Here is a 24,476-nt window from a genome sequence, read left to right as displayed (position 1 = left end):
TGTGTGTAGGTAAGTGAACTACGCGGAGACCAACTCCTCGATCTGTGCCTTGCCGTAGTGGCTCTTCACGTAGTCGTCCAGGATGACCTTGAACTCATCCACAATGTGGTCGCCCTTCAGCGTCATGGCCAACTTGCCATCGATATACACAGGCGCCTTGGGCTCCTCAAACGTACCCGGCAACGAGATACCAATGTTGGCATGCTTGGATTCGCCCGGTCCATTCACCACGCAACCCATCACAGCCAGCTTCATCTCCTCTACGCCCGGATACTGAACCTTCCACTCCGGCATCGATGAGGTGATGTAGTTCTGCACCTGCTCCGCCAGCATCTGGAAGTAGGTCGACGTAGTGCGTCCGCAACCAGGGCAGCTTGTGACCTGAGGTGCGAAGCTGCGTATGGAGAGAGCCTGCAGGATCTGCTGTGCGCAACGCACTTCCTCACTGCGGTCACCACCAGGCGTCGGTGTGAGCGACACGCGGATCGTGTCGCCAATGCCCTTCAACAGCAGCGGAGCAAGTCCAGCGGTAGAAGCCACCGTACCCTTCATGCCCATACCTGCCTCAGTCAACCCAAGGTGCAGAGCATGATCCGTACGGCTTGCGAGTTCGGAATAAACATCAATCAGATCGCGCACACCGCTGACCTTGGCTGAGAGAACAATCTGGTCACGACGCAGTCCATAACGCTCTGCAGCAGCAGCGTTATCAAGTGCAGAACGCACCATCGTCTCCAGCATCACTTCGCGCGCAGGCAAAGGATTCGCGGAGCGATTGTTCTCGTCCATCATCTTCGTCAGCAATGCCTGATCCAGCGACCCCCAGTTCACGCCAATGCGGACAGGCTTCTGATACTTCACTGCAACTTCTACCATGGTGCGGAAGTTGTCATCGTCCTTGCGACCGATGGATACGTTGCCGGGATTGATGCGGTACTTCGCCAACGCCTGTGCGCAGTCCGGATACTTGGCGAGCAGTAGATGGCCGTTGTAATGGAAGTCGCCGATGATGGGTGTCTCCCATCCCTTCTTGCGGATGCCTTCCACGATGTACGGCAGTGCCTTCGCAGCGTCATCGTTGTTGACGGTAACTCGTACCATCTCGCTACCGGCGCGTGCGAGAGCGGCAATCTGCTGAATAGAGCTTTCAATGTCGGCGGTGTCGGTGTTGGTCATCGACTGCACGACAACCGGGGCGTCAGAGCCGACGCGAACGTTGCCAATCTTAACCGTGACGGCCTTCCGGCGAGTGATCTCGGGCATGGGAACCTCAGCATTAAGTTTACCAAAGCGGCAACCCGAGCCCCCTTAATGCAGTCCCTTTCCCATATGAATCGGAGCGTAACGGTTTTCCTTCTCCTGTTGTCGATCATTCAAGCGAAATGCCAGATGGTTTCACACCGATTACAAGCCAATGGCAAGGCAATAACCCTAAACCTGCCTGCTGGATACGATGTGCGAGTTGCATTGGACGGGCTAAAGAGGGTTCGTTTTCTTACGAAGTCGCCAGACGGTCGCATCTTCGCCACAGACATGCTCAACCGCACCGACAACAAGCGCGGCCAGGTCCTGATCCTCGATGGCTGGAATCCCTCAGAGAACCGCTTCGCGCGTGCGATTCCGTATCTGCAAAACTTGAGAAATCCCAATAGCATCGCCTTCTTCACAGATCCCGGTGGACAGACGTGGCTTTACGTTGCACTAACGGACCGATTGGTCCGCTACAGGTACAAGGCTGGTGATACGCAACCATCGAGCGAACCCGAGGTATTAGCGCACTATCCTGACTACGGTCTGGACTACAAATACGGCGGCTGGCATCTCACTCGTACCGTTGTGTTTGGCACCATTGCGGGCAAGCCACATATGTTTGTTTCGGTTGGCTCGTCGTGCAACGCATGCGCAGAAAAGGAAGCTGTCCGAGCCACCATCAGTGTGATGGATCCAGACGGCAGCCATAGCAAGATCGTGGTGAAGAATGTGCGCAACGCAGTGGGGTTGCTCTGGGATGAGGCTTCCTCCAGCCTGCTGGCGACCAACATGGGCGACGACCAGTTAGGAGATAAGGCTCCTGAAGACACCCTGTTGCGCTTTTCAGCAGCGGAGATCGTTGCAGCATATACGTCAGGCAAACCGATGAATGTGGGATGGCCAGCTTGTTATGTGGAGGGTGGAAAGGTTCATCCTGACCCGGAGTTAGGCAAAGCGCCGGGAGTTTGCGACGGTGTGAAAGTTCCCCTTACCGGCTTTGTCGCCCACAGTTCGCCACTCGGTATCGAGAAAGTTACGAATAACGAGTATCTCGTCGCATTGCATGGGGCTGGGCATCCTCGGATTGGCACAGGCTATCGCGTAGTTTCTGTCGCAGGAACCGATTGGAAAGCGAAGGATTTCATGACGGGCTTCCTGGAAACCACAGCAGGACGGACGCGTGTCGCAGGACGCCCTTGTGGGGTGTTGCGGCTCGACAACGATCGCTACCTGATAACGGATGATCTGCTAGGGGCGATTTACATCGTTTTCCGTTCCGGGGGTAACTAAATTACTGGAATGATTCAGCTACACTAGCGAAACGTGGCCCGGTAGCTCAGTTGCATAGAGCGGCGCACTCCTAAGGCGAAGGTCGCAGGTTGGACTCCTGCCCGGGTCACCATTCACTTCTCTTTTCCAGCCAGATTTTCATGAACATAGCCTCGCACTTGAGCAATTTGCTTGAGCAAGCGCTCCCACTGCTTTGCGCGGCTTTTACACTGGAAACAAGATGTACACGGTCGCTGCCTTTTATCGCTTCTTCGCTCTCACCGATCCGCAGAGTCTGCGTGACGAACTGCATGAGAAGTTTGCCCTTACTGACCTGCGCGGCACCACGCTGTTGGCGCCCGAAGGAATCAATGGCACGATGGCAGGCTCAGCAGAGACAATGGAGCAGTTTCTGAATCTGCTTGTGGAGCGCGCGGGATTGGATCGCGCCGAGGTGAAGTTTTCTTACAGTGAGAAGCCGCCCTTCCGTCGCCTGAAATTCAAGCGCAAGCGCGAGATCATTACCTTTCGCACAGATGACCCAGTGGATCCAGCGCGACCCGGTAAGTATGTTGAGCCTGTGGGTTGGAATGAGTTGATCTCCAGCCCCGATGTGCTTCTTCTGGACACCCGCAATACCTACGAGACTGAGATCGGAACCTTCGAAGGAGCCGTAATGCCTCCCCTCGAAAAGTTCTCAGACTTCGCGCAATGGGTGCAGGAGCATCTTGATCCGGCACGACATACGAAGGTAGCGATGTTCTGTACGGGTGGCATTCGTTGCGAAAAGGCTTCCGCTTACATGCTGCAGCAAGGCTTTCCAGAGGTGTATCACCTACGTGGCGGGATTCTGCGTTACCTGGAGGAAACCCCGGCAGAAGAAAGCCAATGGAAGGGTGATTGCTACATCTTCGACGAGCGAATCGCAGTGCGACACTCCGACTTGCGACCAGAAGATTCTGTTGGAGAGTAACGGTTTTGCTTTACTGAAAGAGATTCGCCCTAAACCAACGATGCCCAGGTTCGATTTGAACCTGGGCATCGTTATTGCAGTTAGAGTCGTCCTATCGCGGCGAAGGGGGAGTAGCCGGTGTGGCAGGTGTCGCAGGAGTTGCGGGTGTGGCCGGTGTAGGTGGCGTTGCCTTGTTGCGGGAATAGTGGCTGCTGCCAGTGATCCCCATAAGCGGCCCCATGGCACCTGCTCCAGCGCCATGCGAGATGCCCATGACACGGCCCATCGCGCCATTGACGTCTTCCATGCGGAAGTGGCCGCGGATGTGAACAACATTCACTTCACGCGATTCAGCGTTCACGATGACCATGTCGCTGATGAAGCCGTCTCCGCCACTGCGGATCACGATGTCATTACTCTCGCCATCGCTTTCGTTACGGATCACGTGAGACCAGCCGTTGCCCTCCAGCTTGCGGCGCAGAGCATCCAGATCGCTCCGCTGGTACTGGCCCTTTTGCGCGAACTCATAGTTGCGAACGGTGATGAGATCAATCTTGGAGGAAAGGTCACCATAACGACCGTTGTTACCGGCGAGCGCCATCATGTTCTTGTCCAGATTGACCTCGTTACGCTCCTTCGCATTCGCACCAAGGCGATCAAGCCCCTCCATCAGATCGTCTTTCGTCTGCGGATCGTAACTAACGGTAGCAGGTTGCTCTGTAACTACCGTCGAACCGTCATCGTGCGTCGTGACGGAATACGCATGAGCACCTTCGCCGGTGAACGAAGCCGTAAGGGTCGTCGTGCTCGATCCGCTGCGCATCGCCAGCAGATACGGCTGTTTGTTAGCAGGCGTGCTGGCAGTTTGCGCATGGGCCGCCAGCGTACAGACCGCCAACATAGTTGCTGCAGCGAGTTGCCGGGGAGAAAGAATGTCGTTCATCGTGCGTGTCCTCAAAACCTAAGTTCTAAAAGTTATTTCGCTAGTTCCAGCGCGATCTGGGTAAAGCGGGCTGCCTGCGTGCGCTCCATACTGGTGTCTACCTGATCAAGAGCGTGGTTGGTCAACTGCAAAGCAAGATCAAGCTGCTGCTGCGCTTCCGCTGCACGACGCGCTTCGCGGACGTGGTGCAGATGCACCATGTCACCACCGACGGCAAAGAGAAGCGTTGCGGCTACGGCTGTCCACCAACTGGCACGTTTGTGAGCCGAAGCAAAAACGGCAAGACGGTTCTTCTGTTTCCGTGCAGCTTCGCGGGCCGCGACACGCTGCATCACACGATCCGTAAATCCTTCCGGAGCGGGTACGTGGCGCATGCATGCGCGCAAGTCGTGCTCCAACTCCTCGATTTCGATCTGTTCGTTCCGCTCGAATTTATCCACGAACATACTCCTTCAAAACAACTGATCCTTTGCGGCGTAACAGTTGCAGGCCGCGCTGCAGGTGGCTCTTGACGGTAGCCACTGGGTCGCCGGTGGTACGGGCGATCTCTTCCGGTGTGAGGTCTTCGCTGTAGCGAAGGACCAGCACGGTACGTTGTGCCTCTGGCAGGCTGAGCAGCATGCGTTCCATGGCAACCCCCATGGAACCGCAGTCTGATCCGCCGGAATCGCCGGGGCGATCATGTTTGTCTTCCCACTCGTCGGACTGCCCCTCCGGCCGAACCTTGCGGCGCCGGAGAGCGTCTGTGGAACGGTGGGTGGCGACGCGACGAAGCCAATGGCGCACGTGGTCCGCGCTTTCCAGCCGAGGAAGCCAATGATGCAGCTCCAGGAAGACATCCTGTGCTACTTCCTCTGCCAGACCGCGGTCGCCGACAAGACGCAGCGCCACGGAAAAGACCATGGAACTGTGGCTTTCAACGATGTCCCGAAACTCGTCTTCGGTTGCCGTCACCCGATTTTTCCTTACTCCTCAAACAGCCTGTTCACTTTTCAATACGTCCTACATGGCCGAGGCGAATGCAGGAAGTTACCGGAAAGAGCAAGTTTTTTCTTTACCAAGGTTTCCACAACCCTGCTTTGGTATCCTGAACTGTCAGAAACGGGGAAGTTGCCATGCCGGAACATCGCGCAAGAGAACATCATCGGAGCCGTGTCCAGGAGACGCTGCGGGAAGAAATTGGCGTCATTATTGACGGCGAGCTCTCCGATCCGCGGATTGGATCGGCTACGGTAACCGAAGTTACGCTGGAACCGGGTGGGAAGAGCGGTCACGTGTATATAGCCGTAAACGGCGACGAAGGGGACGAACAGCGCACCTTGGATGGCCTGCGCGCAGCCAAGGGCTATATTCGCGCCGAGTTGCTGGACCGCATGGGAACGCGCCATATTCCGGATCTTTCGTTTCATATTGACCGGTCTGAGAAAATTAACGCGCGCATGGACACACTGCTGACGCGGATGAGGAAACGTGAAGGACGGCGGCGCGCCGGAGCCACGGAGGCAAATCCATCCTGATGGCGTCACCGTTGCGCTATTCCAATGATATGTCGCAAGACTTTGATCCGCAGCCTGGGCCAGCGGAAACCCCTCTGCAGCAGATTGCAGAGGAGATTCGTCAGCACGGCCGTTTTTTGGTGACGTCGCATGCGCGCCCGGATGGTGACGCAGTGGGATCGACGCTGGCCATGGGAAGTATCCTGCATCGCCTCGGCAAAGAAGTGGACATGGTCCTCGCCGATCCGGTACCGCAGGTGTATCGCACACTTCCGGGAATCGCACGCATCCGGCAGGCGCGTCAGGTGGATGCATCCGCGTATGACGCCGCCATCATTCTGGAATGCGACGGTACACTACGCACCGGTCTAACTGGACTGGACGGCATGCGACTTCTGAACATCGACCATCACCTGACGGGAATTCACTTTGGCACGCTGAACTGGATTGACCCGGAAGCTTCGGCTGTGGCGGCGATGGTATTTGAGGTAGCGATTGCACTGGGTGTTGATGTGACGCCGGCGATTGCCACCTGCCTATACACAGCGCTGATGACGGATACAGGATCGTTTACCTATCCCGGCACCTCTGCCGATACCTTTACCCTGGCGCATGCACTGATCGATTTGGGAGCCAAAGCGGATAGCGTGGCGCGTGACGTTTTGTATAGCGTACCGGCGTGCCGCATCCAGTTGTTAGGTCGCGCGCTGTCGCGGATCAGGATTGAGCAGGGCGTGGCTTGGTCGTGGATCACCCAGGATGACCTCGCTGAGTTCAAAGCAACGGATGAGGATTCTGAAGGTACCGTGAACTATCTGATTTCCATCGCAGGCGTGGAAGCGGCAGTGTTCCTTCGAGAAACGAATGGCGGCCCTGTGGGATTCCGGACTTCCCTGCGATCGAAATCAAGCGTGGATGTTTCGGCCGTTGCCAGCCGTCTTGGCGGCGGAGGTCACAGAAATGCCGCAGGTTGCACACTGGAGGGATCGTTTGATGCTTCCGTGGCGCGAGTACTGACTGCCATGTATGAAGAGATCGAACGTGCCGCGGCAGCCGGGACTGTCTGTTAGCCTCAGATTCGGCATCCCAAACCGTGAACGAACCCATACAGAACGAATCGGCGATTCCGCCGGATGATGTTTCCGCGCAGCCACTAGGATGGCGCGCACGGCTGCAGACGGAAGCTGCATGCACTTTGCGCGAGTTGGTGGTGCTGTGCGTCGTAACTGCGTTGTTGTTGTTCTTCGGGCTCGTGCCGTTTCGTATCGGGCCAGCAGTGATCTCGCAACCGGCGATTGGCCTGGTTGGAGCGGATGAGCCACGGTATGCGCAGATCGCCGTCGAGATGCTGGAAGAGCACTCGGCCGTTTGTCATGAATTGAACGCACGGGTTATCCCGCACTCCCTGCGCTGGAAAGATATTCACGCAAGCTTCCTCTGCGCTGAAGGCGGAACGATTACCCCAATCCTTTATGGCCATCCGTGGCTGGAGAAGCCTGCGCTGTATTACTGGCGCACCATGAGCTTCTATAAAGAGTTTGGCAAGAGCGACTGGGCTGCGAGATTGTCGAGCGCAACTGGCGCGTTTGCGTTGGTGTTTCTGATCTTCCTCCACATGCGTAGATTCCGTCCTGGCGGACATCTAGACGCTGCTCTCATCACAGCTTCTGCAGTAGCGATTGTCGCGTTTGCTCGCGGTGCAAGTACTGACATGCAGCTTGCGGCACCATTCTGTATCGGCATGTTGGGTTGGTACGCGTGGTACGAAACAGGCAAGAAATTCTGGCTGTTTGATCTGTACTTCTTTGGCGGCATCGCCACACTGGCAAAGGGCCCCGTTGCAATCTTCCTTTCCGTCAGCATCATCCTGCTGTTTGTTGGATTACGGCGTGAGTGGCAGGTGCTACGAAGGATGATCTGGTTGCCGGGCATTTGTTTGTTCCTGGCGATTGTCCTGCCGTGGTTCATCGCGGTGCAGCTACGCAATCCCACGTTCTATAAGTTCTTTTTGTTTGAGCAGAACCTGCAGCGATTTGCATCGGACCGCTATCAGCACCATCAGAATCCGTTCTATTACTTAATCGTTCTGATACTCGCGCTGATGCCCTGGACAATCGTGGCGCTACGCGCCCTGTGGGATTCCGTGGATATTGCCTGGGCCGAATGGCGGGTACGTCATAAGCCCGCTCGCTATCTGGGTCATACGCGCGCAGGTGATGCCTTCCCGGAGTTTCTCGTGCTGTGGGCCATCTTTCCAGTACTGTTCTTTTCGTTCTCTGGATCGAAGTTGCCGGGATACATTCTGCCTTCAATTCCTCCAATCACGATTCTCACCGGCGACTATATGTACCGCGTGCGCCGCACCAGATTGCCACGCTGGCTGATGGTGTCGCACGGAGTGATGTGCGGATTGCTGACGTTCGTCCTGCTTCTGTGCCCGCAATACATGGTGTATCAGCGCATGATTCCCGCCACGCGGACACTGATATGGGCTGGTTCCATTGCGCTGGTAACGGGCGTAGCTATCGTCCTGCTAACGCGTCGTTATGGGCTACAGTGGCTTCGTCCGCTGACGCTCGTGCCGGTGCTATGCCTGCTGTTCTTCCTGCTGCAGCGGAATGGATGGCTGTTGGATGAAAACTATTCGGCGCGGCCCATGGCACGACAGATTCATCAAATGGCGCCCGATGTGAAGCTTCTGGTGACGCATCATATCCGACGCGATACGGACTATGGGTTGTGCTTCTATCGCAACCAGCCGTTGCGGCATTATCTGCAGGAAGAGTCAGCGACAGAGAAGCAGAGCGTGATCACAGGCGTTCCCAACGAGGAACACATCCTGGTGATTCGATCAGATGATTCGGCTTCGCTGCAGAAGCTGCTGCCATGGCGACATTACAAGCTGATGTTTGTAAATGTGTGGCAAGGGCTGGCGGTGTATCGCGTGGATGCCTTGAAGTAGGAACCAAAGAGGTTCCCTGCTCACATAAACCCCGCAAAACAAAGACAAAACCGTCTACTCTCAGCGATGGGAAGACGTGCTGGAACGATACGACATACGTGATTTGCGGCTGTATAAGGGCCGCGACCTCCGCGACCTGCTAGCGGAAGAAGGACGCCTGTGGCACGAACGGCTGCGGTGGGATTATTCAGAGTCCATTGCGCTGCTGCTGGGCTATCTGGATTCGCGTATTCTGCCCGGCTTTGTCGCAGTGGAACGTGCAACAGGTGCAGTGCACGGCTATTGCTTCTCCGTGTATGAAACCCAGAAGGCCGTGGTTGGCGATGTGTTTGCCATTGGGGATGATGCGCGCGAGTTGGAAATTACGTTGCTGCATCACCTTCTCCCCATGTTGCAACATACGCCGGGTGTAGACAGAGTCGAATCACAGTTGCTGCTGGAGAGTAGCGAATTGCAGGAGCCGTTTCAGGAACATGAGTTTCGGGCACACGCTCGCCTGTTTATGGAAGTGGACCTGCCAGATCTGCGGGAGCTGATTCCAGAAGGAAGCCTCATTCGGCGTGAGGATGAGGCAATGCCGAAGCTGCCGCAACATCTGAAGCTGGTGCGATGGACAGCACCTTGCTATCAGCCTGCGGGCGATCTCATCCATCGCGCGTATGAGGCTCATGGCGACTCCAACATCAACGATCAGTACCGCACCGTGCAAGGATCGCTGCGGTTTCTGCACAACATCGTGCGCTTCCCCGGCTGTGGTGTGTTCGACGCAGAGAACAGCTTTGTCGTGAGGGATGAGCGTAGCAGTCAACTTGAGGCCATCGCGCTGGTATCCAAAGTGGATGTTGGCGTGGCGCACATTACACAGCTTTGTGTATCTCCAAGACGGCGCGGTTATGGGATGGGCAAGATGTTGCTAAGGCATGTGGCCACGCAGCTGGCACAGAAAGGCACACGTGCCATAACCCTCACAGTGACCGAAGCAAACACTCCAGCAAAGATGCTGTACGAAAGTCTTGGATTTCGAACACGGCTGGCGTTTTGTGCAAATGTGTGGACCCGCAACAATCGCTAAGTAAGCAAATGAAGAACCGGACCCGCTTGTAGCAGGTCCGGTCATATGCTCCAGTACTAGCGCCAGCGAGCGCAGTAACGATGATGATGGTGATAGCGCCAATCGCGACATCCGCGATCATGGTGATAGGGTTGGGCCACAGCATTCACCATCGTTGTGGCGAAGCCAATCAGTAAGACGAGGGAGAGGGTTAGCCTTTTCATGACACGTTGTGATGCGTGTCATCTCGCCGGGACTGCCCTGTGGCTTACTTTGACGGGGTGGTCTGGTGGTGCGGACGCGGATACGTAGCAGTAACCACGGTGCTGATACCACCGCGGGGACGGAAGTCACCCTTCACCTCAGCCCAGATGGGGTCACAAGCAGCAACCATGTCATCGAGGATGCGATTGCAGATGTTTTCCTGAAAGATACCGAGGTTGCGATAGCAGAAGAGATATTCCTTCAGGCTCTTGAGCTCCAGGCACTTGTCCTTTGGCATGTAGCGGATGATGATGTGGCCGAAGTCTGGCAGGCCTGTGCGGGGGCACACGCTGGTGAACTCGGGATCGTCAATCAGGATCTCGTAGGAGCGGAACTGGTTCTGCCACGTCTCGATGGCGGGCATGGGCTCTTTAGTGCCGGCGGCTGCGTGCTCGTCGGTGTAGAGCGGGCTGGTGTTGGTCATCATAATTTTGTTATTCCCTGCCCTCTATTTTAGCGTTTTCGCTGGATTTTCGACGGCGGGGGCCTGGTAGACCATGTTCTTGGGCGAGGGGCCGAAGGACGGCCAGGGTGTGAGAGGAACCTGGTTGATACCGGGTTTGGACCAGTCGCAAACGCCATTTGGGAAGATGGTTTTCAGGCGAACAAGGTCATCTGAGCTGAATGGAGCTTTGTAGTCAGCAGGATCAACAGGTTTGAGCGCGCACTTGAGGATGTTCCCGGCGACCGGCCCGCCAGCTTCATGGCGCGCGTTGGAGTAGACGGGATAGTCGTGCTGGCAGGGGCTTCCAGCGTCTTGAAAAACCAGTTCGTCGCGAGTGAAACGGCCTTCGGTGAAGCAACCATCAACGCCGGCAGACGGCTTATTACGCAGAACTTTATCCCGTTGTGTACCGGGACGCGCGTCGCCTTTGTAAGCCGTAATCCAGTGATCGAGCAGGTCCTGCGATGCGGCGTCGGTAACGATGTTGCGCCAGAAGACCATGTTCGCCGAACTGCCATTGGCTTGGCGGACGCGATCACGCAAAGCGAAGTGGAACCAGCCGTAGTGATAGCCGCCGGTTTCTTTGGATGTGCCGTCATCAACGATTGGGATTGATGAAAGGCCACCTCCACCGCTGAGCATTAATCCAGACTGATAGGTGCGACGAATGGCATCGAGGTTCCCTTGGGTACGCGATGGAATGTAGTTGGAGTCGTTGTCGACGCCGCCAATTTTTTCGTTGAGATCAAGAAACTGAGTAGGAGTGATGACGCCGCGATTCAACGCGCTTAGACCATATTGCACGCCCGTGTTGTCGAAGGGACGAAGAGCGAAGCCCGTCTGCGGATCGACACCGTAAGCATTGCGCGCCCAGTCGAAGATGGTGGGACGCGCGCCGGTTGGATTCTTGTCCGGGTCGTAGCGAAGCGGCCGCGGTACGGCGTCTTTCCACATGGCGGAGAGATAGCCCTTGATATCGTCGCGATGCGGAACAGGATCAGTGCGCTGTGCTTGATTTGCCGCATCGATCATGGCCTCGACCGATGGATAACCACCGATCGCCGCTTGCTGAGTAGCGGTTAGCGCCATCGGTGCGGTGGACTGGAAGTAATGCATCAGCAGATGCGCATCGAGTCCAGCAAGCGCAATGGCGAGCGCGTCAGGAAATGTTGCGCGAATCATCACACCATCGATCAGTCCAGGGAAGGCATCGGCAATTTGCAATGACGTGTACGCACCACCTGAACCGCCGATGGAAATGGTCCAGTCAGGCACACCGAACGTCTCGATGAAGTGCTCCTTGCCCATGGCGGTAGCTTCACCGGCGAGGATGGCATTGCAGGAGTTGCTGGTGTGATTAAGCGTGTTGGAAAAGAGAGCGTCGCCCTGTGCGAGCCGTTCGCGATCCAGCGTGGAGACACCGAGCGCCGAACCTTGTACGTACCACCCTGCGGGGCAGCCTGAACCCTGCAATGCGACAAGATGGTGATTCCATCCACGGGGCGGAGCGAAAGGCGTAGGCTGCGGCTCGCTGGTGGGGTCATGGAGAATGGCGCTCTGGTAAATGCCGCGGTCCATGGTTCCCGTCTCCACACGGACAATGAAGTTCACCGTGTTGCCGGATGCCGTGGTCGTGATCGCTACGTCACGTGGGACCTTGGTGAGGTCTTTCAGCGGTTTGAATTGCAGCGAGTTCTTCGGCAGATAAACGTACTGCACTACCGTTCGCGCGGAACAGTTTTCATCCAATGGTTTCCCTAACGTTGTGCCGTCAGGAAGTTTGAAATCGTTGGTCTGGCAGATGAACGGTGCAATGCGCGGGCCTGAGAAGACTGGACCTTCGATGGGATAGTTCGTCAACGTAAGCGATGTGGTTCCACTGCGCAGTGTGTTTGAACCGTTACGCAAACCGGTGACCAGTGCCAGGTAATCACCGTGCCCTTCTGCATGGAAGACGCGGCTGATGTCTGTGCCGTTCAGCGTGACGGATGGCTTGGGCGCAAGGGTGTGCAACTCCACAAGAACATCGCCACCGGTGACCAGCGATGCATCCGTGGAAATAGCTTTGAGCGTGGTCTGCGAGAGCGCAGGCAATGTGGCCGCGATGAATCCTACTGCGAGAAAAGCTGTCCGAATGAGCACGGCAGCATGATACTAAGCCCGGCTTAGTTCTCCGAAAGATGGTCGATGTGATCCAGCACCATCATCTCAACAGGCTGCTTCTGTGCCTCCAATTTCAAGCCAAGTTGCTTACGCAACGCTTCCTGAAATCCTTGCCCGTCCACGTCTGCTCCTGCGGCAGCTTGCGCGTAAGGCGGAACGAAATCGAGAACGAAATCAATGTTGTCCTTAATGCCGGTGTCGTTGATAACCGGACGACCAAGATCACCCCATCCGGTGAGCGACGTGGCAAAGACGGTAATGGGCATGTCGCGTGCGCCAATGCGGAAATGAGTACTGGCGCTACCGGAGAGAAGGAGCAGACCGCCGCAGACTTCGGGATAACCGTCGGCGTCAGCATCAACGGTAGTCTTGCCCTTGAAGTCTTTGGAACAAGCCCCGGTGTGTTTACGGAAGTGAGGGCCCAGCGTGTCAGCCTTGAGAAGTTGCATTGAATACACCGGTGCAGTGCGGGTTTCGTTATGGACGACAAGTCCGAAACGATCCGCCAGCAACGAACGCATCATAAGGCGAAGTTCGTCCTTGGTGACATCGGTCTTGTCGGTACGTGCCTGAATGTCGAACCGCTCTTCGGTGACCCACGTGGGGGCCATGTCTCGGAATGCATCCTGCTGCGGGATGCTCATCCGATAAGCGAAGGAGACAAGCAACAATAATCCGGTGTTGCGGATGTTAAGCTGGCCGCCCGTGGGCGAGTAGACATTACCGGGGCCAAGCGGGACGTTGGTGCTGGGTTGTTCTCCACCTGGTCCCGCGACGGATTTGTTCTCGCGGATGGAGGCCACGTCGAAGGCGAGCTTCTGCTGCGCCGCCACAGGGAGGGTGAGCGCGAAGATTGCGAGTAGGTTGGCCAGCATTCGCATAACGCATCCAGCCTATCGCAAACCGCTCATACTAGGCCGAGGTCAAAGAGACTGTCTGCGCTGGAGTTAAGGGCTTCCTCAATGGAACGCGGATGCCAGCCGAGGAGTTGCTGTGCCTTTGCTGATGTCGTCTGTCGGCGTTTGCCAAGTTGTGGGATCAGGTCTTTTGCCTCTGGTTTGATGAGAGCGAAGAGTCGAATCATCCAATCGGGCAATTCACGTTTGGGCAACTTAGCACCACGCTCTCCTAAGTGTTTGCGCAGGATATTTGCGTATTCGATGAATGGGACAGCGTTGCCGCTGATGGCAAGAAGGCGTTGGCCATTGGCCTCAGGACGCGTCATGGCGAGAAGTTCGAGATCTGCAACGTCACGAACATCTACGGCGCCAAACGCAATGCGCGGAACGCCGGGAAATTCTCCCCTCAACATACGTTGCAGAATCTGCACTGATGTTGAGAGCTTCGGGCCAAGCGCAGGGCCAAAGATGCCGACCGGATTGACGGAAGCAAGTTGAAGATTGCCGCCTTCGCGAGCCACGAAGTCCCATGCCGCGCGTTCGGCAATCGCTTTACTGCGGATGTAAGGACTCACGTCATCGCCTTCTACGTTGGTCCAGTCTTCTTCCATAAAAGGTGTGGAACGATCCGGATGACCATAACCGATAGCCGCGAAGGAACTGGTCAGAACAACTCGCTCCACGCCTGCATCTCTCGCTGCTCGAAGAACGCGCAACGTGCCCTCACGAGCCGGAGTGGTCAGATCCATCTCCTTCTCATCCTTGCCGAAGAAGAACGGCGACGCGACGTGCAACACATAACGACAACCTGCAACGGCCTCTGGCCATCCGGCGTCAGAGGTAAGGTCTGCAGTGCTGAATTCAATGCGGCTATCACCCAGACCGGCGCGCACCAGCATGTCGCAGACCTCATGACTGCGATCAAGCGACCGCACCGTGGTGCGAACTTGGTAGCCCTGGCGCAACAACGCAACGATGCAGTGGATACCAACAAAGCCAGTGCCACCGGTAACAAGAACGAGATCGCTCATGATGATTGGATTCCAGTCTGGTTGGAAAGAACAAAGATTTTCGCCTAGCGCGGCGCGATGGGTTTGAACGGACTCAGACGTGGCGGATCGAACGTAAGGTCAGCATGACCGGACGCAGGATGCAACACCTTGGATGGACGTCCCTGGCTTCGCATGCGAGTGGCTGCAAACTCCCATGAAGGCAACGTGTCTTCATCTGTCTCCCAGTGCGTTACGCTGGCCTGATCGCACCAATGCAATAGCTTTGGCATGGCTGCTTTATGCGCTCCAGAAGTCATATACGCACGCATACTCTCTGAACTGTCCCACAACGTCATGGTCCAGAAAGTGCGTTTGCGATCCGGCAGCAACGAACCTTGACGAAAGCCTGCCGCGCCGCGGACCTGAGACTCTGACCGTAGCGCATACACCATAAATCCGGGAAGAAATCGCAGGGAACGAATGCGCAGGCGCGTGAGACTCACATGCATCAGATTGTCACCTCGGTGCAGTCATGGGCTGGTTGATAGGCACCGGCTTGCCGAAATTCGGCGTACCGTCTGCATTCCATATAAAGGGTTGGATGCGCGGCGAACGATGAATACCGCAGCCCTGTCCGGCTTCTGGGTTTGCGTGATAAACGATCCAATTCTGACCGTTGGGTGCGTTAAAGAAACCGTTGTGACCGGGACTGAATGCGTGTGCCGATGCGTCTGTTGTGAAGAAAGGATGATCAATCTTCGTCCAACTCTTTGCGTCCAGCAGATTCGCATTTGCTTTTGCTTCGAGCTCACCGAGCGAATAAAAATCTGTCCAGCATCCGTTGGCGGAGAAGGTGACAAAGAGCTTGTCGCCATGCGGCAGAAACTCCGGGCCTTCATTCACACTGACGTGGCGCCCTGGCAGATCACCGTGCAGTTCCCAATCGTAGGTGGGTTTACCGATGAGCGTACGCGGACTATCGATGGTCCACGGGTCACTCATGTGCGCAATGAAGATATCCTGCTCGCCATCCTGATCGCCCTGCCAACCTGACCAGATGATGTAATGCTGGCCGCGATGCTCGAAGACAGAAGCATCAATAGCCCACTTGTCTGTGCTGTCGGCGACCTTGCCTTTCAGCGTCCATGTGCCCTGCGTGGGATCGTCTGACGGATTTTCGACTACGTAGATGCGATGGTCTTCATTCTTTCCTGCGTCCGCAGCAAAGTAGATGTACCACTTGTTGCCCCAGCGATGCAGCTCTGGCGCCCACAGCTCTTTCGACCAAGCGTGACCTGGTTCGGGAGTCCACACGACCACCGGCGCAGCCTTGTCTAAAGCAGCCATATCCGCGGTCTTACGTATCTGCAGATCCTTGCCTGTGGTGTTCATGTAGAAATAGGAACCCTTGTAACGAACCACCCACGGGTCGGGGCCGTGATCGAGCACCGGATTCGTAAAGGTGGACTGCGCCATGGCAGTGGCTGCGAAAACAAGCGTGGCAAGAAGAGATCGAATACGCATTGCGGTTGATTGTAGACCGGCAGCGATGTGACTTTGTAATACAGACAGCTCAGGAAGAAGCAGGGCCGCATCTGTGCAACAGCCCTGCTTTCCGTCAAAAGAAACGCAGGCAACGACGCCTTTAGTGCGATGTGTACTTTAGACCGAGGATCGAGCCAATCAGCATCGTGAGAAACAGCAGACGCGGCGCTGTTGCCGGTTCATCAAAGAGTGCAATGCCCAGGATGGCTGCACCTACAGCACCGATGCCAACCCATACGGCGTATGCCGTGCCGATGGGAAGCGTCTGCGCGGCGCGCGCCAGCAGATACATGCTGCCCGCGAGCGCGATGAGTGTGAAAATGCTGGGAAACAAACGAGTGAAACCGTGTGTGTACTTCAGGCCAACAGCCCATGTGGTTTCAAGAAGACCCGCGACAAAGATAAGAACCCAGGGGTTCGACATAAAGAGACGCTCCGCTGCGTCGTCTTGTCCTTACCGGGTACGGCGCGTCTCGTCCGGATCGAAAATCGATAGGTTAGATTTTGCGTTTCCTCTATAAGGGTATCATTCTGCCGCTCCCCCAAAACCACGAAAAGGCCCGCGTTTTGCGGGCCTTTTCGCTTGATTGAAGATGTTTTAATCGCGGCGGTTGAGCACCGGACGATTGTCATTGCTGTTGCCGCTGTCCTGCGTGCTGGCCGGATCGTTATTGCTCGCAGAGGTGCGGCGCAGCGTGGGCTTGTTGCCGTCCTTGCCACCATCAACCTTGCGCTTGTTCTGAATGCGAGCCAGACGTGCCTTGATGTCATCAAACTCGGAGGACGTGACCAGATAATCCGGACGCGCGGGAAGAATCGTCGCGATCTCCTGCTCGGAACGGTCGATGCGATCGGGCGTCTGCGGATGGTCAGAGAATGCGCGGGCCAGAACACCGGGCTTGCGCTTCTCTAACGCATCCAGCTTTTCAAACATGGTGATGAGGCCCTGCGGATCATAGCCAGAGCGATACGCGTACTGGATGCCGAGATAGTCAGCCTCCGCCTCGAAGTTACGCGAGAACTTCAAGAAGCCGAGCGGAATAGCAAGCTGCGATGCTTCGTAGATGCCATAAGCCGTGTAACCACCCATGAAGATAAGCGGCACGGTAGAAAGCTGCATGTATTCCAGACGCGTCATCTGGCGAGCTGCATGGTGCGCACAGACATGGGCAATCTCATGCGCCATAACGCCAGCAAGTTCGCTTTCATTGTCCGCAGCAAGAATGAGGCCACTGTTCACGTAGAAGAAGCCACCAGGCAAAGCCATGGCGTTGATCTCGTCGGAGTCGATGACCTTGATGGTGAAGGGCACCTTTGCATCGGAATTCTTCACGATGTTCTGGCCAACGCGGTTCACATACTCAACGATGACGGGGTCTGTGATGAGGTGCGAGGAACGCTCAATCTCAACGGCGTAGGACTTGCCATTGCGGACTTCCCAGTCCGTCGAAAACCAGTTGCCTAGGCCACGACCGCCGATGTCGCGCGTACCTGTGGCACTGACGTCTTCTTCAGAACCCTTCTTGATGTCCTTCTTCAGTTCGTCGCCCGGCTCCGGAATGGGCTGATTGTTATTCTTCGCTGCTTCCGCACGCGCCTTGTCCATGTCGTCCTTGGTTGCAGTCACCGGGCCATCGCCGGTGGGACCACCATTGCTGGGCGACTTAGACTGCGGCGTATTGCCAGGATTGGAGGACGTGGGCGTCTGCGTGGAGGTGGGCGTTTGCTGTCCGGATGTTTGTGCAACCACGGGCACGGCTGGAACCGCAGCAAGAGTGGTGAGGAGAACCAGATTCTTCAGTTTCATGGAGGAAGCTCCCGGGCGCACGAAGCCCTATGTTGTTAGACGCAGTTTACGCCCGGAAGTTACGGCGTGTCCCGCCGCCTGCAGCGTCAACCAGCGCACCTATCGAAGTCTGTTCCGCCGTGCGTATACTGCCGTCCATGCTTCGTTCCGTCGTTTTCGCAGCATCGCTGTTGGCCGCGACTGTACTTTCCGCGCAGTCACCTGCCGCGCCCGCCACCCTACGGTCCATCCTGCTGGAGCAGTTGCGTTCGTCACATAACAAAGCAGAATGGTTTACGCCGGTGAACGCCGCCGTAGCGGGTATGTCTCCGGAACAGGCAAGCTGGATTCCCAGGAATGCCGCCGGCAAGGTCGACCCCGAAAATAACCATTCCGTGGGCATGCTGGCCGCGCATCTTGTCTTTTGGAATGAGCGAAGTCTCCAGCAGCTTCGTGGCGAAAAACCGGCGCAATTCAGTGGCAATAACGATGAAACGTTCAACAAATTCGACGCCAAGAGCTGGGCGGACATCGTCTCCCGCCTGGACAAGGTAATGATCGGTTTTGAGGAATGGACGGAGCATGCCTCCGATGCGGATCTGGCCAAGGCTGCCAGCACCCTGGCACACGTCGGAACACATAACGCTTACCATACCGGCCAGATTTTGTACGTACGCAAGCTGCAGGGTTCCTGGAATCCGGCAAACGGAGTCAAGTAAGACTCTAGCGCTGGAACACCTGTTACCAGTAAGCTGACACATACGCCTTCACAAGACATTTAAGGACCATCTGTCGAATGACCAAAGTAAAACTTGCAGCAATGATGTTCCTGGAGTTCTTCATCTGGGGTGGGTGGTATGTAACCGTCAGCACTTGGGTGAGCCAGACGCTGCACTTCTCCGGTGTGCAAACCGGGTGGATTGTGGGTAGCACTGCCATTGGCGCGCTCGTCTCGCCGTTTCTGGCAGGATGGGTTGCGGATAACCTGATGCCCGCGCAGTACATGCTGGCGCTTCTTCACCTAGTCGGCGCCGTGCTGCTGTATCTGGCATCGAACCAGACTCATTATGGTCCCCTGTACGGCATCATCCTGACCTACGCGGTTCTGTTCATGCCCACGCTGGGGCTGGCGAATACGGTCGCCTTCCGCCACATCAACAATCCCAAGACGGAATTCGCACCCATCCGCGTGTTGGGCACTATTGGTTGGATCTGTGCTGGTCTGCTGATCAGCTTCTTCCACGCCGACGCCACGTCCCTGCCACTGCGCATCTCCGCAGTTGCCTCCGTGATCATGGCCTTCTACGCGCTGACGCTGCCCTCCACACCGCCGCAGGCCACCGAGCCCTTCTCTGTGGGCAACCTGTTCCCGGTGGAAGTGCGCCGCATGTTCCGCGATAAGAGCTTCCTGATCTTCGCGATAGCGTCTTTCCTGATCTGCATTCCGCTGCAGTTTTATTACGCTTTCACCAACCCCTTCCTGAACCAGCTGCAGGTACACAATGCAGCGGGCATCATGACCGGTGGACAGATGAGCGAATTGGGCTGCATGCTGCTCATCCCATGGTTCTTCCGCCGCCTGGGTGTGAAGTGGATGCTGGTCAGCGGCATGCTTGCATGGGTACTCCGCTACGCCGCCTTCGCTTACGGCAACCCCGGTTCAGGCGTATGGATGTTGTGGCTGGGCATCCTGCTGCACGGTATCTGCTATGACTTCTTCTTCGTCACAGGCCAGATCTACACCGACCGCAAGGCTCCGCTGGCCTACCGCAGCGCCGCACAGGGTCTGATCACCCTGATCACCTACGGTGTGGGTATGCTTGTGGGCGCATGGCTCAGCGGCGTGGTAGTGGACAAGTACGCCACCACCCTGGCCGACGGCTCCACAGCACACAACTGGCACGCGATCTGGATCGTGGCGGCGGGGCTTTCGCTGGTGGTTCTGATCCTGTTCACCGCCGTCTTCAAGGACAACGAAGACAAAGCAGATTCCACGCTGGGCACTACGCCATTGGTGGTGGAAGGCACGGCCGTAGCAGAAGGAACAGTCTAAAGAAACAGAACAGAAGCAGAAAGGGGATGCGAGTTCTTCGCATCCCCCTTTCTATTTGCGCTTCACGCAGCTGATTATCGCTACGTCCACCACGGTTCTACCTGCGGTTCTGTGAGAAGCACGCGGCTGAGCATGTTGATCGCGGAGCTTAGACCTTCGTGGATGCTTGCGAGTGCATCCTCATGCTCAATGGAAAGCACATAGTCATAGCCCGCAAGGCGCAGAGCAGACGCAATGGCTTTCCATTCAATCTCGCTGTGCCCCCAGCCAACCGAACGGAAGAGCCACGAACGCTGCGCCATGTGGCGATAGCTCTTCGTGTCCAGCACACCATTCTTGGCGCGATTATTGGGGGAGATGAAGACGTCCTTCGCATGGAAGTGGAAGATGGCCTCGCCAAGGTCTGCAATCGCCGTGGGAATATCGATGCCCTGCCACCAGAAATGGCTGGGATCAAAGTTCACACCGATGCTCTTCCCTGCAGCTTCACGCAGACGCAACGCTGTTTCCGGGTTGTACACAACAAACCCCGGATGCGCTTCGAGCGCAACCCGGATGCCGTGATCGGCGGCGAAAGCGGCTGCTTCTTTCCAGTAAGGAATCACGCGCTCATTCCACTGCCAATCGAGCGCATCAGAGTATTCCGGCGGCCACGGCGTGGTGATCCAGTTCGGGATTTTGTCATCAGGACCTGCGCCAGGACAACCGCTGAAAGTATTCACCACGGGGACTTCCAACAGTTGCGCGAGCCGGATCGTATTGCGAAATACCTTATCTTCACGCGCAGCCACCGCAGGATCTGGATGAATGGAATTGCCATGGCAAGAGAGCGCGCTGATGATGCGTCCGGTGTCTTCCACGCGACGGCGGAATTCTTTTGCGCGTTGCGGCGAGGCAAGCAGATCATCCAGACCAACATGGCTGTCGACGGTAAAGTTTCCCGTGCCAAATTCGAGAGTCTGCAGTTGCGGATATTTCTTCAACTCTTCCAGGAGTTGATCGAAATTCAGTTGACCGAAGACAGCGGTAAGAAGACCTAATTTCATTGCGCTAATCCTTGAGCGAAATCAATCATGGGGATGGAACGCTGTAACAACGTTTGCTGCAAGCATGCGACCGGCAGCAGCTCCGTTGCCCTTTTCCAGCGCTTCGATTACCTGCCAGTGAATAGCCTGGGCTTCTAACAAATCCACATGCGCCTTGCCGAGACGTGTGGCGATACGAACTTCATACGCCAACGCCTCCCAGCTTCGCAACAGAGCACGATTGTTTGCGGCAGCTACGATCATGCGATGGAACTGCACATCATGATGACCATAAGCGCTTTGATTTTTATGCCTTGCTGCTGTTTCCACCGCATGCGCCTGCTTCCGCAATGCCGACACATTGCCCTTGAAATGCTTCGCAGCAGAAACCGCGGCTAGCCTCTCTAATACCGCGCGGACATCGTAGGCGTCCTCTACCTGCTTGGGTGTGATCTCGCGGACGCGGGTTCCCTTGTACGGTTCCGTGATGATGAGATCCATCGCTTCCAGTTCGCGCAGTGCTTCACGCACCGGACCCTGGCTGGTCTTCATCTCGTCGGCAATATGGAGTTCAACGATGCGCTGGCCCGGCGCCATGCGGCCATCCATGATGCGACTTAATAACTCGTGCTTGACGCGATCCGCCATGGACTGGCGCTGAGTGCCATCTGACATGGCATCCATTATGTGTGATTTATGTGACACATGGGAACCGCAATAACAAAAGACCTGTATTACAGGTTTGTCAAAGCCGAATCTCGCGAGGAAGTTCTTCCTGAGCGCGCGCGTAGTCTTCCGGGATACCGATGTCGATGAAGTATCCGCTGGCAAGGAAGGCTGTGGGATGCAGGTCGTGAAGATGCTTCATCAGCACCTGTTCTTCAAATGAGAACAGTTCCGGAAGGTCGAGGGTTTCCAACAGATTGCGCTGCATAAGATAGACACCCGCATTGATATATCCCGGACCGGTTCGCCCCTTCTCTGAAAAGCCCTGCACATGGATACCCTCCACTTCAACGGCGCCATAACGTGCAGTATCAGGAACGGGCATCAGCGCAAGGCTGAGTGAGTTTGCGTCGGCAATATATTGTTCCTGCATCGCCATGTAATCAACCGTAGCGAAGGTGTCGCCGTTAAGCACGAAGACGGACTCGCTTTGCGCCATGCGCATCGCGGCACGAATCGCTCCGCCGGTGCCGAGCGGTTCATTTTCTTCACAGAAGATTATTTCCAGGAGACCGTCCCAATGAGCGAAACCATTGCGAATCTCTGCAGCGAGGTGTCCGATGGAAAGGATCACGCGAGTAAAACCCTGCTGCTGCAGCGACTGCAGAAGATAACGAAGAAACGGATGTCCTGCGATGGGCGCCATGGGCTTAGGCAGATTCGGAACGACGCCGGCGAGGCGTGTTCCCTTTCCCCCTGCGAGAATGATGGCTTCCATTACGCAATGCTCCGTTCTGTTAGCGCGCACGCCATGCTGTGGCGCCTTCGCCCATGAAACTGCATGCCATGGTGCGACCCGCTTCCGTTGCGTTCAACGCGGCTTCCACACGCAAGCGACGCGCTGGATCGACGAGGAACATCATGAAACCACCACCGCCCGCACCGGAAACCTTGCCGCAGTATGCGCCTTCGCGCAGCGCCGTGTCGTAAAGAGCATCGATGGTGGCGTTGGAAATGCTGGATGCGAGACGCTTCTTCTGCCGCCACGCCTCTTTCATGATGTCGCCCATGCCGTGCACTTCACCGCGAAGCAACGCGGCCTTCATGTGGAAGGCCTCCTGCTTCGTACGATGCATCGCGTCCATGGCATCTTCATTTTTGTCGCGGACGTTCTTCGATTCCTCTTCGATGATGGCCGCGGAAGAACGCGATTTACCCGTATAGAAAAGTATCAACGACGCTTCAAGTTCCGAGATGATATCTGGCCGCACACGCAGTGGATTAACCAGTACCTGCGTTGTGTCATGGAACTCCATGAAGTTGAATCCGCCAAAGGCCGCTGCGTATTGGTCCTGCCGTCCGCCATGCAAACCAATATCGATACGCTCAATCGCGAAGGCGAGTTGCGCAAGATCATATTCGCCCAGTGCGAGACTCCATGCTTCATCAAAAGCGCGCAGCATAGAGACGACCATGGTGGACGACGATCCGAGACCGCTACCCGCGGGCGCGTCGCAATGCGTGATGAGCGTTAACGGCTCACGCTTACCCTCGCGATAATCAGCGATCATGCGGTTGTAGACGCCGCGGTGTAGTGAGAGTTTATTGTCCTCGGGAATGGGGGCATCCACCGGAAACTCTTCTACGATGTTTAAATCCTGCGCGACGAAACGGATGCAGTTGTTCGTGTTTGTCTGCAACGTGGTGTGTGCGAAAAGACTGATGGTGGCGTTGAGAACAGCTCCACCGAAGAGATCGCAGTAAGGCGAAACGTCTGTACCACCACCGGCAAGGCCGAGACGAAGTGGCGCACGTGCGCGATAGAGAGGCATGCGTTTAGCGATCCCTTTCCGAAAAGATCAATGCAGGATGAAAGTGAAATTTACGCGTTTGTGGGTCGCGAAAATCGTTCGCACAGAAAGAGCCAGATAAAGACCGTATTTGTATAAACGTAACGCCAGAGTAAACGACGCGGCTCCATGATGGTACGGAACAGCCACTCCATACCAATCGCCTGCATCCATTCGGGAGCTCGGGGGACCATGCCGCTGATCATCTCGAAACTGCCACCCACTGCCATAGCCACAGGAACATTCAGAGGGCGAATGTGTTCATCCATGAAGAATTCCTGTTTGGGTGCGCCAAAGGCGACGAAGAGAATGTCTGGTGCGAAATTGCGAACAGCCTCGCGTACAGTCTCCAAACCTTCTTCTGTCCGCTCAAAACCGAATGGCGGACAATGTGCATCGACGATCAGGTTCGGACATGTCTTCGCGAGTAGTTCCTTCATCTTCTCGCCTGCACCAGGACGTCCACCAAGCAACATCACGCGTTGCGAGTAAGGATTGGCGCATTCGCAGATACGTGTAACCAGCTTCACCCCTTGCACACGATGTGCATGAGAATCACGGAGCACCCTCGTCGCAAGGAAGATAGAAATACCGTCAAGAACGACCGTCTCGGCACGACGTATTACATCAGCAAAACGCGGTTGCTGATGGCCAAGCACAAAGACCTGGCCGTTAACCGCGATGACAAGATGAGTAGGTTGCTTCGCCTCCGCATGCAGCACAACGCGCATCGCAACTTCGTCGATGGTGCCCGGCTGGTACGGCAGATTTCTTACTGACAATGGAATTCCTGCCGACATATGTGGAGACTTAGGCCTTTTGTGGTAGATAGACGGAGTATAGCACCGGAAATATGGATTTTCT

Annotated in this window: 25 protein-coding genes, 1 tRNA gene and 1 riboswitch; of the genes, 9 read left to right on the top strand and 17 right to left on the bottom strand. The window is 56.1% G+C overall.

The window, feature by feature from the left end; translation table 11 throughout:
• Positions 1 to 18 precede the first annotated feature (18 nt).
• Positions 19 to 1,263: a flavodoxin-dependent (E)-4-hydroxy-3-methylbut-2-enyl-diphosphate synthase gene (gene ispG, locus BLT38_RS02385; protein ID WP_083343737.1), complete on the bottom strand. Its 1,245-nt coding sequence runs from the start codon at positions 1,261 to 1,263 to the stop codon at positions 19 to 21.
• Between the two features lie 126 nt (positions 1,264 to 1,389).
• Here ispG and BLT38_RS02380 point away from each other — a divergent pair, with 126 nt between their 5' ends.
• From BLT38_RS02380 to BLT38_RS02370, 3 genes are all read left to right on the top strand, one after another.
• A complete protein-coding gene (locus BLT38_RS02380) occupies positions 1,390 to 2,541 on the top strand; it encodes a PQQ-dependent sugar dehydrogenase (protein ID WP_156784984.1) in 1,152 nt (383 codons plus the stop codon).
• Positions 2,542 to 2,576: 35 nt separating this feature from the next.
• A tRNA-Arg gene (locus BLT38_RS02375) sits at positions 2,577 to 2,653 on the top strand.
• A gap of 108 nt (positions 2,654 to 2,761) precedes the next feature.
• On the top strand, positions 2,762 to 3,493 hold the full coding sequence (locus BLT38_RS02370; RefSeq protein WP_083346877.1) for a rhodanese-related sulfurtransferase: 732 nt from the start codon (positions 2,762 to 2,764) through the stop codon (positions 3,491 to 3,493).
• A 91-nt stretch (positions 3,494 to 3,584) separates the two neighbouring features.
• Here BLT38_RS02370 and BLT38_RS02365 read toward each other — a convergent pair whose 3' ends face one another.
• From BLT38_RS02365 to BLT38_RS02355, 3 genes are read right to left on the bottom strand one after another with little or no spacing between them, the layout of a single operon-like run.
• Positions 3,585 to 4,415, bottom strand: coding sequence for a DUF4252 domain-containing protein (locus tag BLT38_RS02365; protein WP_083343735.1), 831 nt, complete (start codon positions 4,413 to 4,415; stop codon positions 3,585 to 3,587).
• A 32-nt stretch (positions 4,416 to 4,447) separates the two neighbouring features.
• Positions 4,448 to 4,855 (bottom strand): hypothetical protein, encoded by a 408-nt coding sequence (locus BLT38_RS02360; RefSeq protein WP_156784983.1) that lies wholly within the window; start codon positions 4,853 to 4,855, stop codon positions 4,448 to 4,450.
• Entirely contained in the window at positions 4,848 to 5,369 is a 522-nt protein-coding gene (locus BLT38_RS02355) for an RNA polymerase sigma factor (RefSeq protein WP_083343733.1), read from the bottom strand. Before BLT38_RS02355 ends, BLT38_RS02360 begins: the two co-directional genes overlap by 8 nt.
• A 161-nt stretch (positions 5,370 to 5,530) precedes the next feature.
• Here BLT38_RS02355 and rbfA point away from each other — a divergent pair, with 161 nt between their 5' ends.
• The 4 genes from rbfA to BLT38_RS02335 all read left to right on the top strand — a co-directional run bounded on the left by rbfA (position 5,531) and on the right by BLT38_RS02335 (position 9,945).
• Positions 5,531 to 5,932: a 30S ribosome-binding factor RbfA gene (rbfA, locus tag BLT38_RS02350; RefSeq protein WP_083343732.1), complete on the top strand. Its 402-nt coding sequence runs from the start codon at positions 5,531 to 5,533 to the stop codon at positions 5,930 to 5,932.
• Entirely contained in the window at positions 5,932 to 6,981 is a 1,050-nt protein-coding gene (locus tag BLT38_RS02345) for a DHH family phosphoesterase (RefSeq protein ID WP_083343731.1), read from the top strand. The genes rbfA and BLT38_RS02345 overlap by 1 nt, the downstream gene beginning before the upstream one ends.
• Positions 6,982 to 7,004: 23 nt before the next feature.
• Entirely contained in the window at positions 7,005 to 8,873 is a 1,869-nt protein-coding gene (locus BLT38_RS02340) for an ArnT family glycosyltransferase (RefSeq protein ID WP_231966696.1), read from the top strand.
• Positions 8,874 to 8,949: 76 nt separating this feature from the next.
• Positions 8,950 to 9,945: a GNAT family N-acetyltransferase gene (locus BLT38_RS02335; RefSeq protein WP_083343730.1), complete on the top strand. Its 996-nt coding sequence runs from the start codon at positions 8,950 to 8,952 to the stop codon at positions 9,943 to 9,945.
• Between the two features lie 247 nt (positions 9,946 to 10,192).
• On the opposite strand, the gene queF is transcribed toward BLT38_RS02335, so the two are convergent.
• From queF to BLT38_RS02295, 8 genes are all read right to left on the bottom strand, one after another.
• Complete coding sequence (queF, locus tag BLT38_RS02330) at positions 10,193 to 10,615, bottom strand: preQ(1) synthase (protein ID WP_231966695.1); 423 nt, start codon at positions 10,613 to 10,615, stop codon at positions 10,193 to 10,195.
• Between the two features lie 21 nt (positions 10,616 to 10,636).
• Positions 10,637 to 12,775, bottom strand: a complete 2,139-nt coding sequence (locus BLT38_RS02325; RefSeq protein ID WP_083343729.1) for a DUF6351 family protein — start codon at positions 12,773 to 12,775, stop codon at positions 10,637 to 10,639.
• 23 nt (positions 12,776 to 12,798) lie between these two features.
• On the bottom strand, positions 12,799 to 13,677 hold the full coding sequence (locus tag BLT38_RS02320) for a TIGR03435 family protein (RefSeq protein ID WP_083343728.1): 879 nt from the start codon (positions 13,675 to 13,677) through the stop codon (positions 12,799 to 12,801).
• A gap of 26 nt (positions 13,678 to 13,703) precedes the next feature.
• Positions 13,704 to 14,726, bottom strand: a complete 1,023-nt coding sequence (locus BLT38_RS02315; RefSeq protein WP_083343727.1) for an SDR family oxidoreductase — start codon at positions 14,724 to 14,726, stop codon at positions 13,704 to 13,706.
• Positions 14,727 to 14,770: 44 nt separating this feature from the next.
• Positions 14,771 to 15,196 (bottom strand): DUF3291 domain-containing protein, encoded by a 426-nt coding sequence (locus BLT38_RS02310; protein WP_083343726.1) that lies wholly within the window; start codon positions 15,194 to 15,196, stop codon positions 14,771 to 14,773.
• A 7-nt stretch (positions 15,197 to 15,203) separates the two neighbouring features.
• Positions 15,204 to 16,211, bottom strand: coding sequence for a family 43 glycosylhydrolase (locus tag BLT38_RS02305; protein ID WP_083343725.1), 1,008 nt, complete (start codon positions 16,209 to 16,211; stop codon positions 15,204 to 15,206).
• Positions 16,212 to 16,332: 121 nt separating this feature from the next.
• On the bottom strand, positions 16,333 to 16,656 hold the full coding sequence (gene sugE, locus BLT38_RS02300; RefSeq protein WP_047495948.1) for a quaternary ammonium compound efflux SMR transporter SugE: 324 nt from the start codon (positions 16,654 to 16,656) through the stop codon (positions 16,333 to 16,335).
• Positions 16,657 to 16,669: 13 nt separating this feature from the next.
• Positions 16,670 to 16,731: riboswitch (guanidine-III (ykkC-III) riboswitch) on the bottom strand.
• A gap of 99 nt (positions 16,732 to 16,830) precedes the next feature.
• On the bottom strand, positions 16,831 to 18,039 hold the full coding sequence (locus BLT38_RS02295; protein ID WP_083343724.1) for a M48 family metallopeptidase: 1,209 nt from the start codon (positions 18,037 to 18,039) through the stop codon (positions 16,831 to 16,833).
• A 137-nt stretch (positions 18,040 to 18,176) separates the two neighbouring features.
• Here BLT38_RS02295 and BLT38_RS02290 point away from each other — a divergent pair, with 137 nt between their 5' ends.
• The gene (locus BLT38_RS02290) at positions 18,177 to 18,737 is read left to right on the top strand and encodes a DinB family protein (protein WP_083346874.1); all 561 of its coding nucleotides are present in this window, start codon (positions 18,177 to 18,179) and stop codon (positions 18,735 to 18,737) included.
• A 77-nt stretch (positions 18,738 to 18,814) separates the two neighbouring features.
• Entirely contained in the window at positions 18,815 to 20,071 is a 1,257-nt protein-coding gene (locus BLT38_RS02285) for a nucleoside permease (protein ID WP_083343723.1), read from the top strand.
• 80 nt (positions 20,072 to 20,151) lie between these two features.
• On the opposite strand, the gene BLT38_RS02280 is transcribed toward BLT38_RS02285, so the two are convergent.
• The 5 genes from BLT38_RS02280 to BLT38_RS02260 form a co-directional block, all read right to left on the bottom strand.
• Complete coding sequence (locus BLT38_RS02280) at positions 20,152 to 21,117, bottom strand: sugar phosphate isomerase/epimerase family protein (protein WP_083343722.1); 966 nt, start codon at positions 21,115 to 21,117, stop codon at positions 20,152 to 20,154.
• Between the two features lie 21 nt (positions 21,118 to 21,138).
• Positions 21,139 to 21,771: a GntR family transcriptional regulator gene (locus BLT38_RS02275; RefSeq protein ID WP_172838114.1), complete on the bottom strand. Its 633-nt coding sequence runs from the start codon at positions 21,769 to 21,771 to the stop codon at positions 21,139 to 21,141.
• A 70-nt stretch (positions 21,772 to 21,841) separates the two neighbouring features.
• Complete coding sequence (locus tag BLT38_RS02270) at positions 21,842 to 22,540, bottom strand: nucleotidyltransferase family protein (protein ID WP_083343720.1); 699 nt, start codon at positions 22,538 to 22,540, stop codon at positions 21,842 to 21,844.
• 19 nt (positions 22,541 to 22,559) lie between these two features.
• Positions 22,560 to 23,594 (bottom strand): dehydrogenase, encoded by a 1,035-nt coding sequence (locus BLT38_RS02265; protein WP_083343719.1) that lies wholly within the window; start codon positions 23,592 to 23,594, stop codon positions 22,560 to 22,562.
• A gap of 50 nt (positions 23,595 to 23,644) precedes the next feature.
• Complete coding sequence (locus BLT38_RS02260; protein ID WP_172838113.1) at positions 23,645 to 24,394, bottom strand: WecB/TagA/CpsF family glycosyltransferase; 750 nt, start codon at positions 24,392 to 24,394, stop codon at positions 23,645 to 23,647.
• Between the last annotated feature and the right edge of the window lie 82 nt (positions 24,395 to 24,476).

Origin of the sequence: Terriglobus roseus, from assembly GCF_900102185.1 — a bacterium.
Lineage (GTDB): Bacteria > Acidobacteriota > Terriglobia > Terriglobales > Acidobacteriaceae > Terriglobus > Terriglobus roseus_A.
Note: the sequence above shows the minus strand (reverse complement) of the source record. Positions and strands in the feature narration are given on the sequence as shown.

Coding starts and splice junctions, on each gene's coding strand:
- ispG (WP_083343737.1), bottom strand. CDS start 1,263: ATGCCCGAGATCACTCGCCGGAAGGCCGTCACGGTTAAGATTGGCAAC.
- BLT38_RS02380 (WP_156784984.1), top strand. CDS start 1,390: ATGGTTTCACACCGATTACAAGCCAATGGCAAGGCAATAACCCTAAAC.
- BLT38_RS02370 (WP_083346877.1), top strand. CDS start 2,762: ATGTACACGGTCGCTGCCTTTTATCGCTTCTTCGCTCTCACCGATCCG.
- BLT38_RS02365 (WP_083343735.1), bottom strand. CDS start 4,415: ATGAACGACATTCTTTCTCCCCGGCAACTCGCTGCAGCAACTATGTTG.
- rbfA (WP_083343732.1), top strand. CDS start 5,531: ATGCCGGAACATCGCGCAAGAGAACATCATCGGAGCCGTGTCCAGGAG.
- BLT38_RS02345 (WP_083343731.1), top strand. CDS start 5,932: ATGGCGTCACCGTTGCGCTATTCCAATGATATGTCGCAAGACTTTGAT.
- queF (WP_231966695.1), bottom strand. CDS start 10,615: ATGATGACCAACACCAGCCCGCTCTACACCGACGAGCACGCAGCCGCC.
- BLT38_RS02320 (WP_083343728.1), bottom strand. CDS start 13,677: ATGCGAATGCTGGCCAACCTACTCGCAATCTTCGCGCTCACCCTCCCT.
- BLT38_RS02315 (WP_083343727.1), bottom strand. CDS start 14,726: ATGAGCGATCTCGTTCTTGTTACCGGTGGCACTGGCTTTGTTGGTATC.
- BLT38_RS02310 (WP_083343726.1), bottom strand. CDS start 15,196: ATGCATGTGAGTCTCACGCGCCTGCGCATTCGTTCCCTGCGATTTCTT.
- BLT38_RS02305 (WP_083343725.1), bottom strand. CDS start 16,211: ATGCGTATTCGATCTCTTCTTGCCACGCTTGTTTTCGCAGCCACTGCC.
- sugE (WP_047495948.1), bottom strand. CDS start 16,656: ATGTCGAACCCCTGGGTTCTTATCTTTGTCGCGGGTCTTCTTGAAACC.
- BLT38_RS02295 (WP_083343724.1), bottom strand. CDS start 18,039: ATGAAACTGAAGAATCTGGTTCTCCTCACCACTCTTGCTGCGGTTCCA.
- BLT38_RS02290 (WP_083346874.1), top strand. CDS start 18,177: ATGCTTCGTTCCGTCGTTTTCGCAGCATCGCTGTTGGCCGCGACTGTA.
- BLT38_RS02285 (WP_083343723.1), top strand. CDS start 18,815: ATGACCAAAGTAAAACTTGCAGCAATGATGTTCCTGGAGTTCTTCATC.
- BLT38_RS02280 (WP_083343722.1), bottom strand. CDS start 21,117: ATGAAATTAGGTCTTCTTACCGCTGTCTTCGGTCAACTGAATTTCGAT.
- BLT38_RS02275 (WP_172838114.1), bottom strand. CDS start 21,771: ATGTCAGATGGCACTCAGCGCCAGTCCATGGCGGATCGCGTCAAGCAC.
- BLT38_RS02270 (WP_083343720.1), bottom strand. CDS start 22,540: ATGGAAGCCATCATTCTCGCAGGGGGAAAGGGAACACGCCTCGCCGGC.
- BLT38_RS02265 (WP_083343719.1), bottom strand. CDS start 23,594: ATGCCTCTCTATCGCGCACGTGCGCCACTTCGTCTCGGCCTTGCCGGT.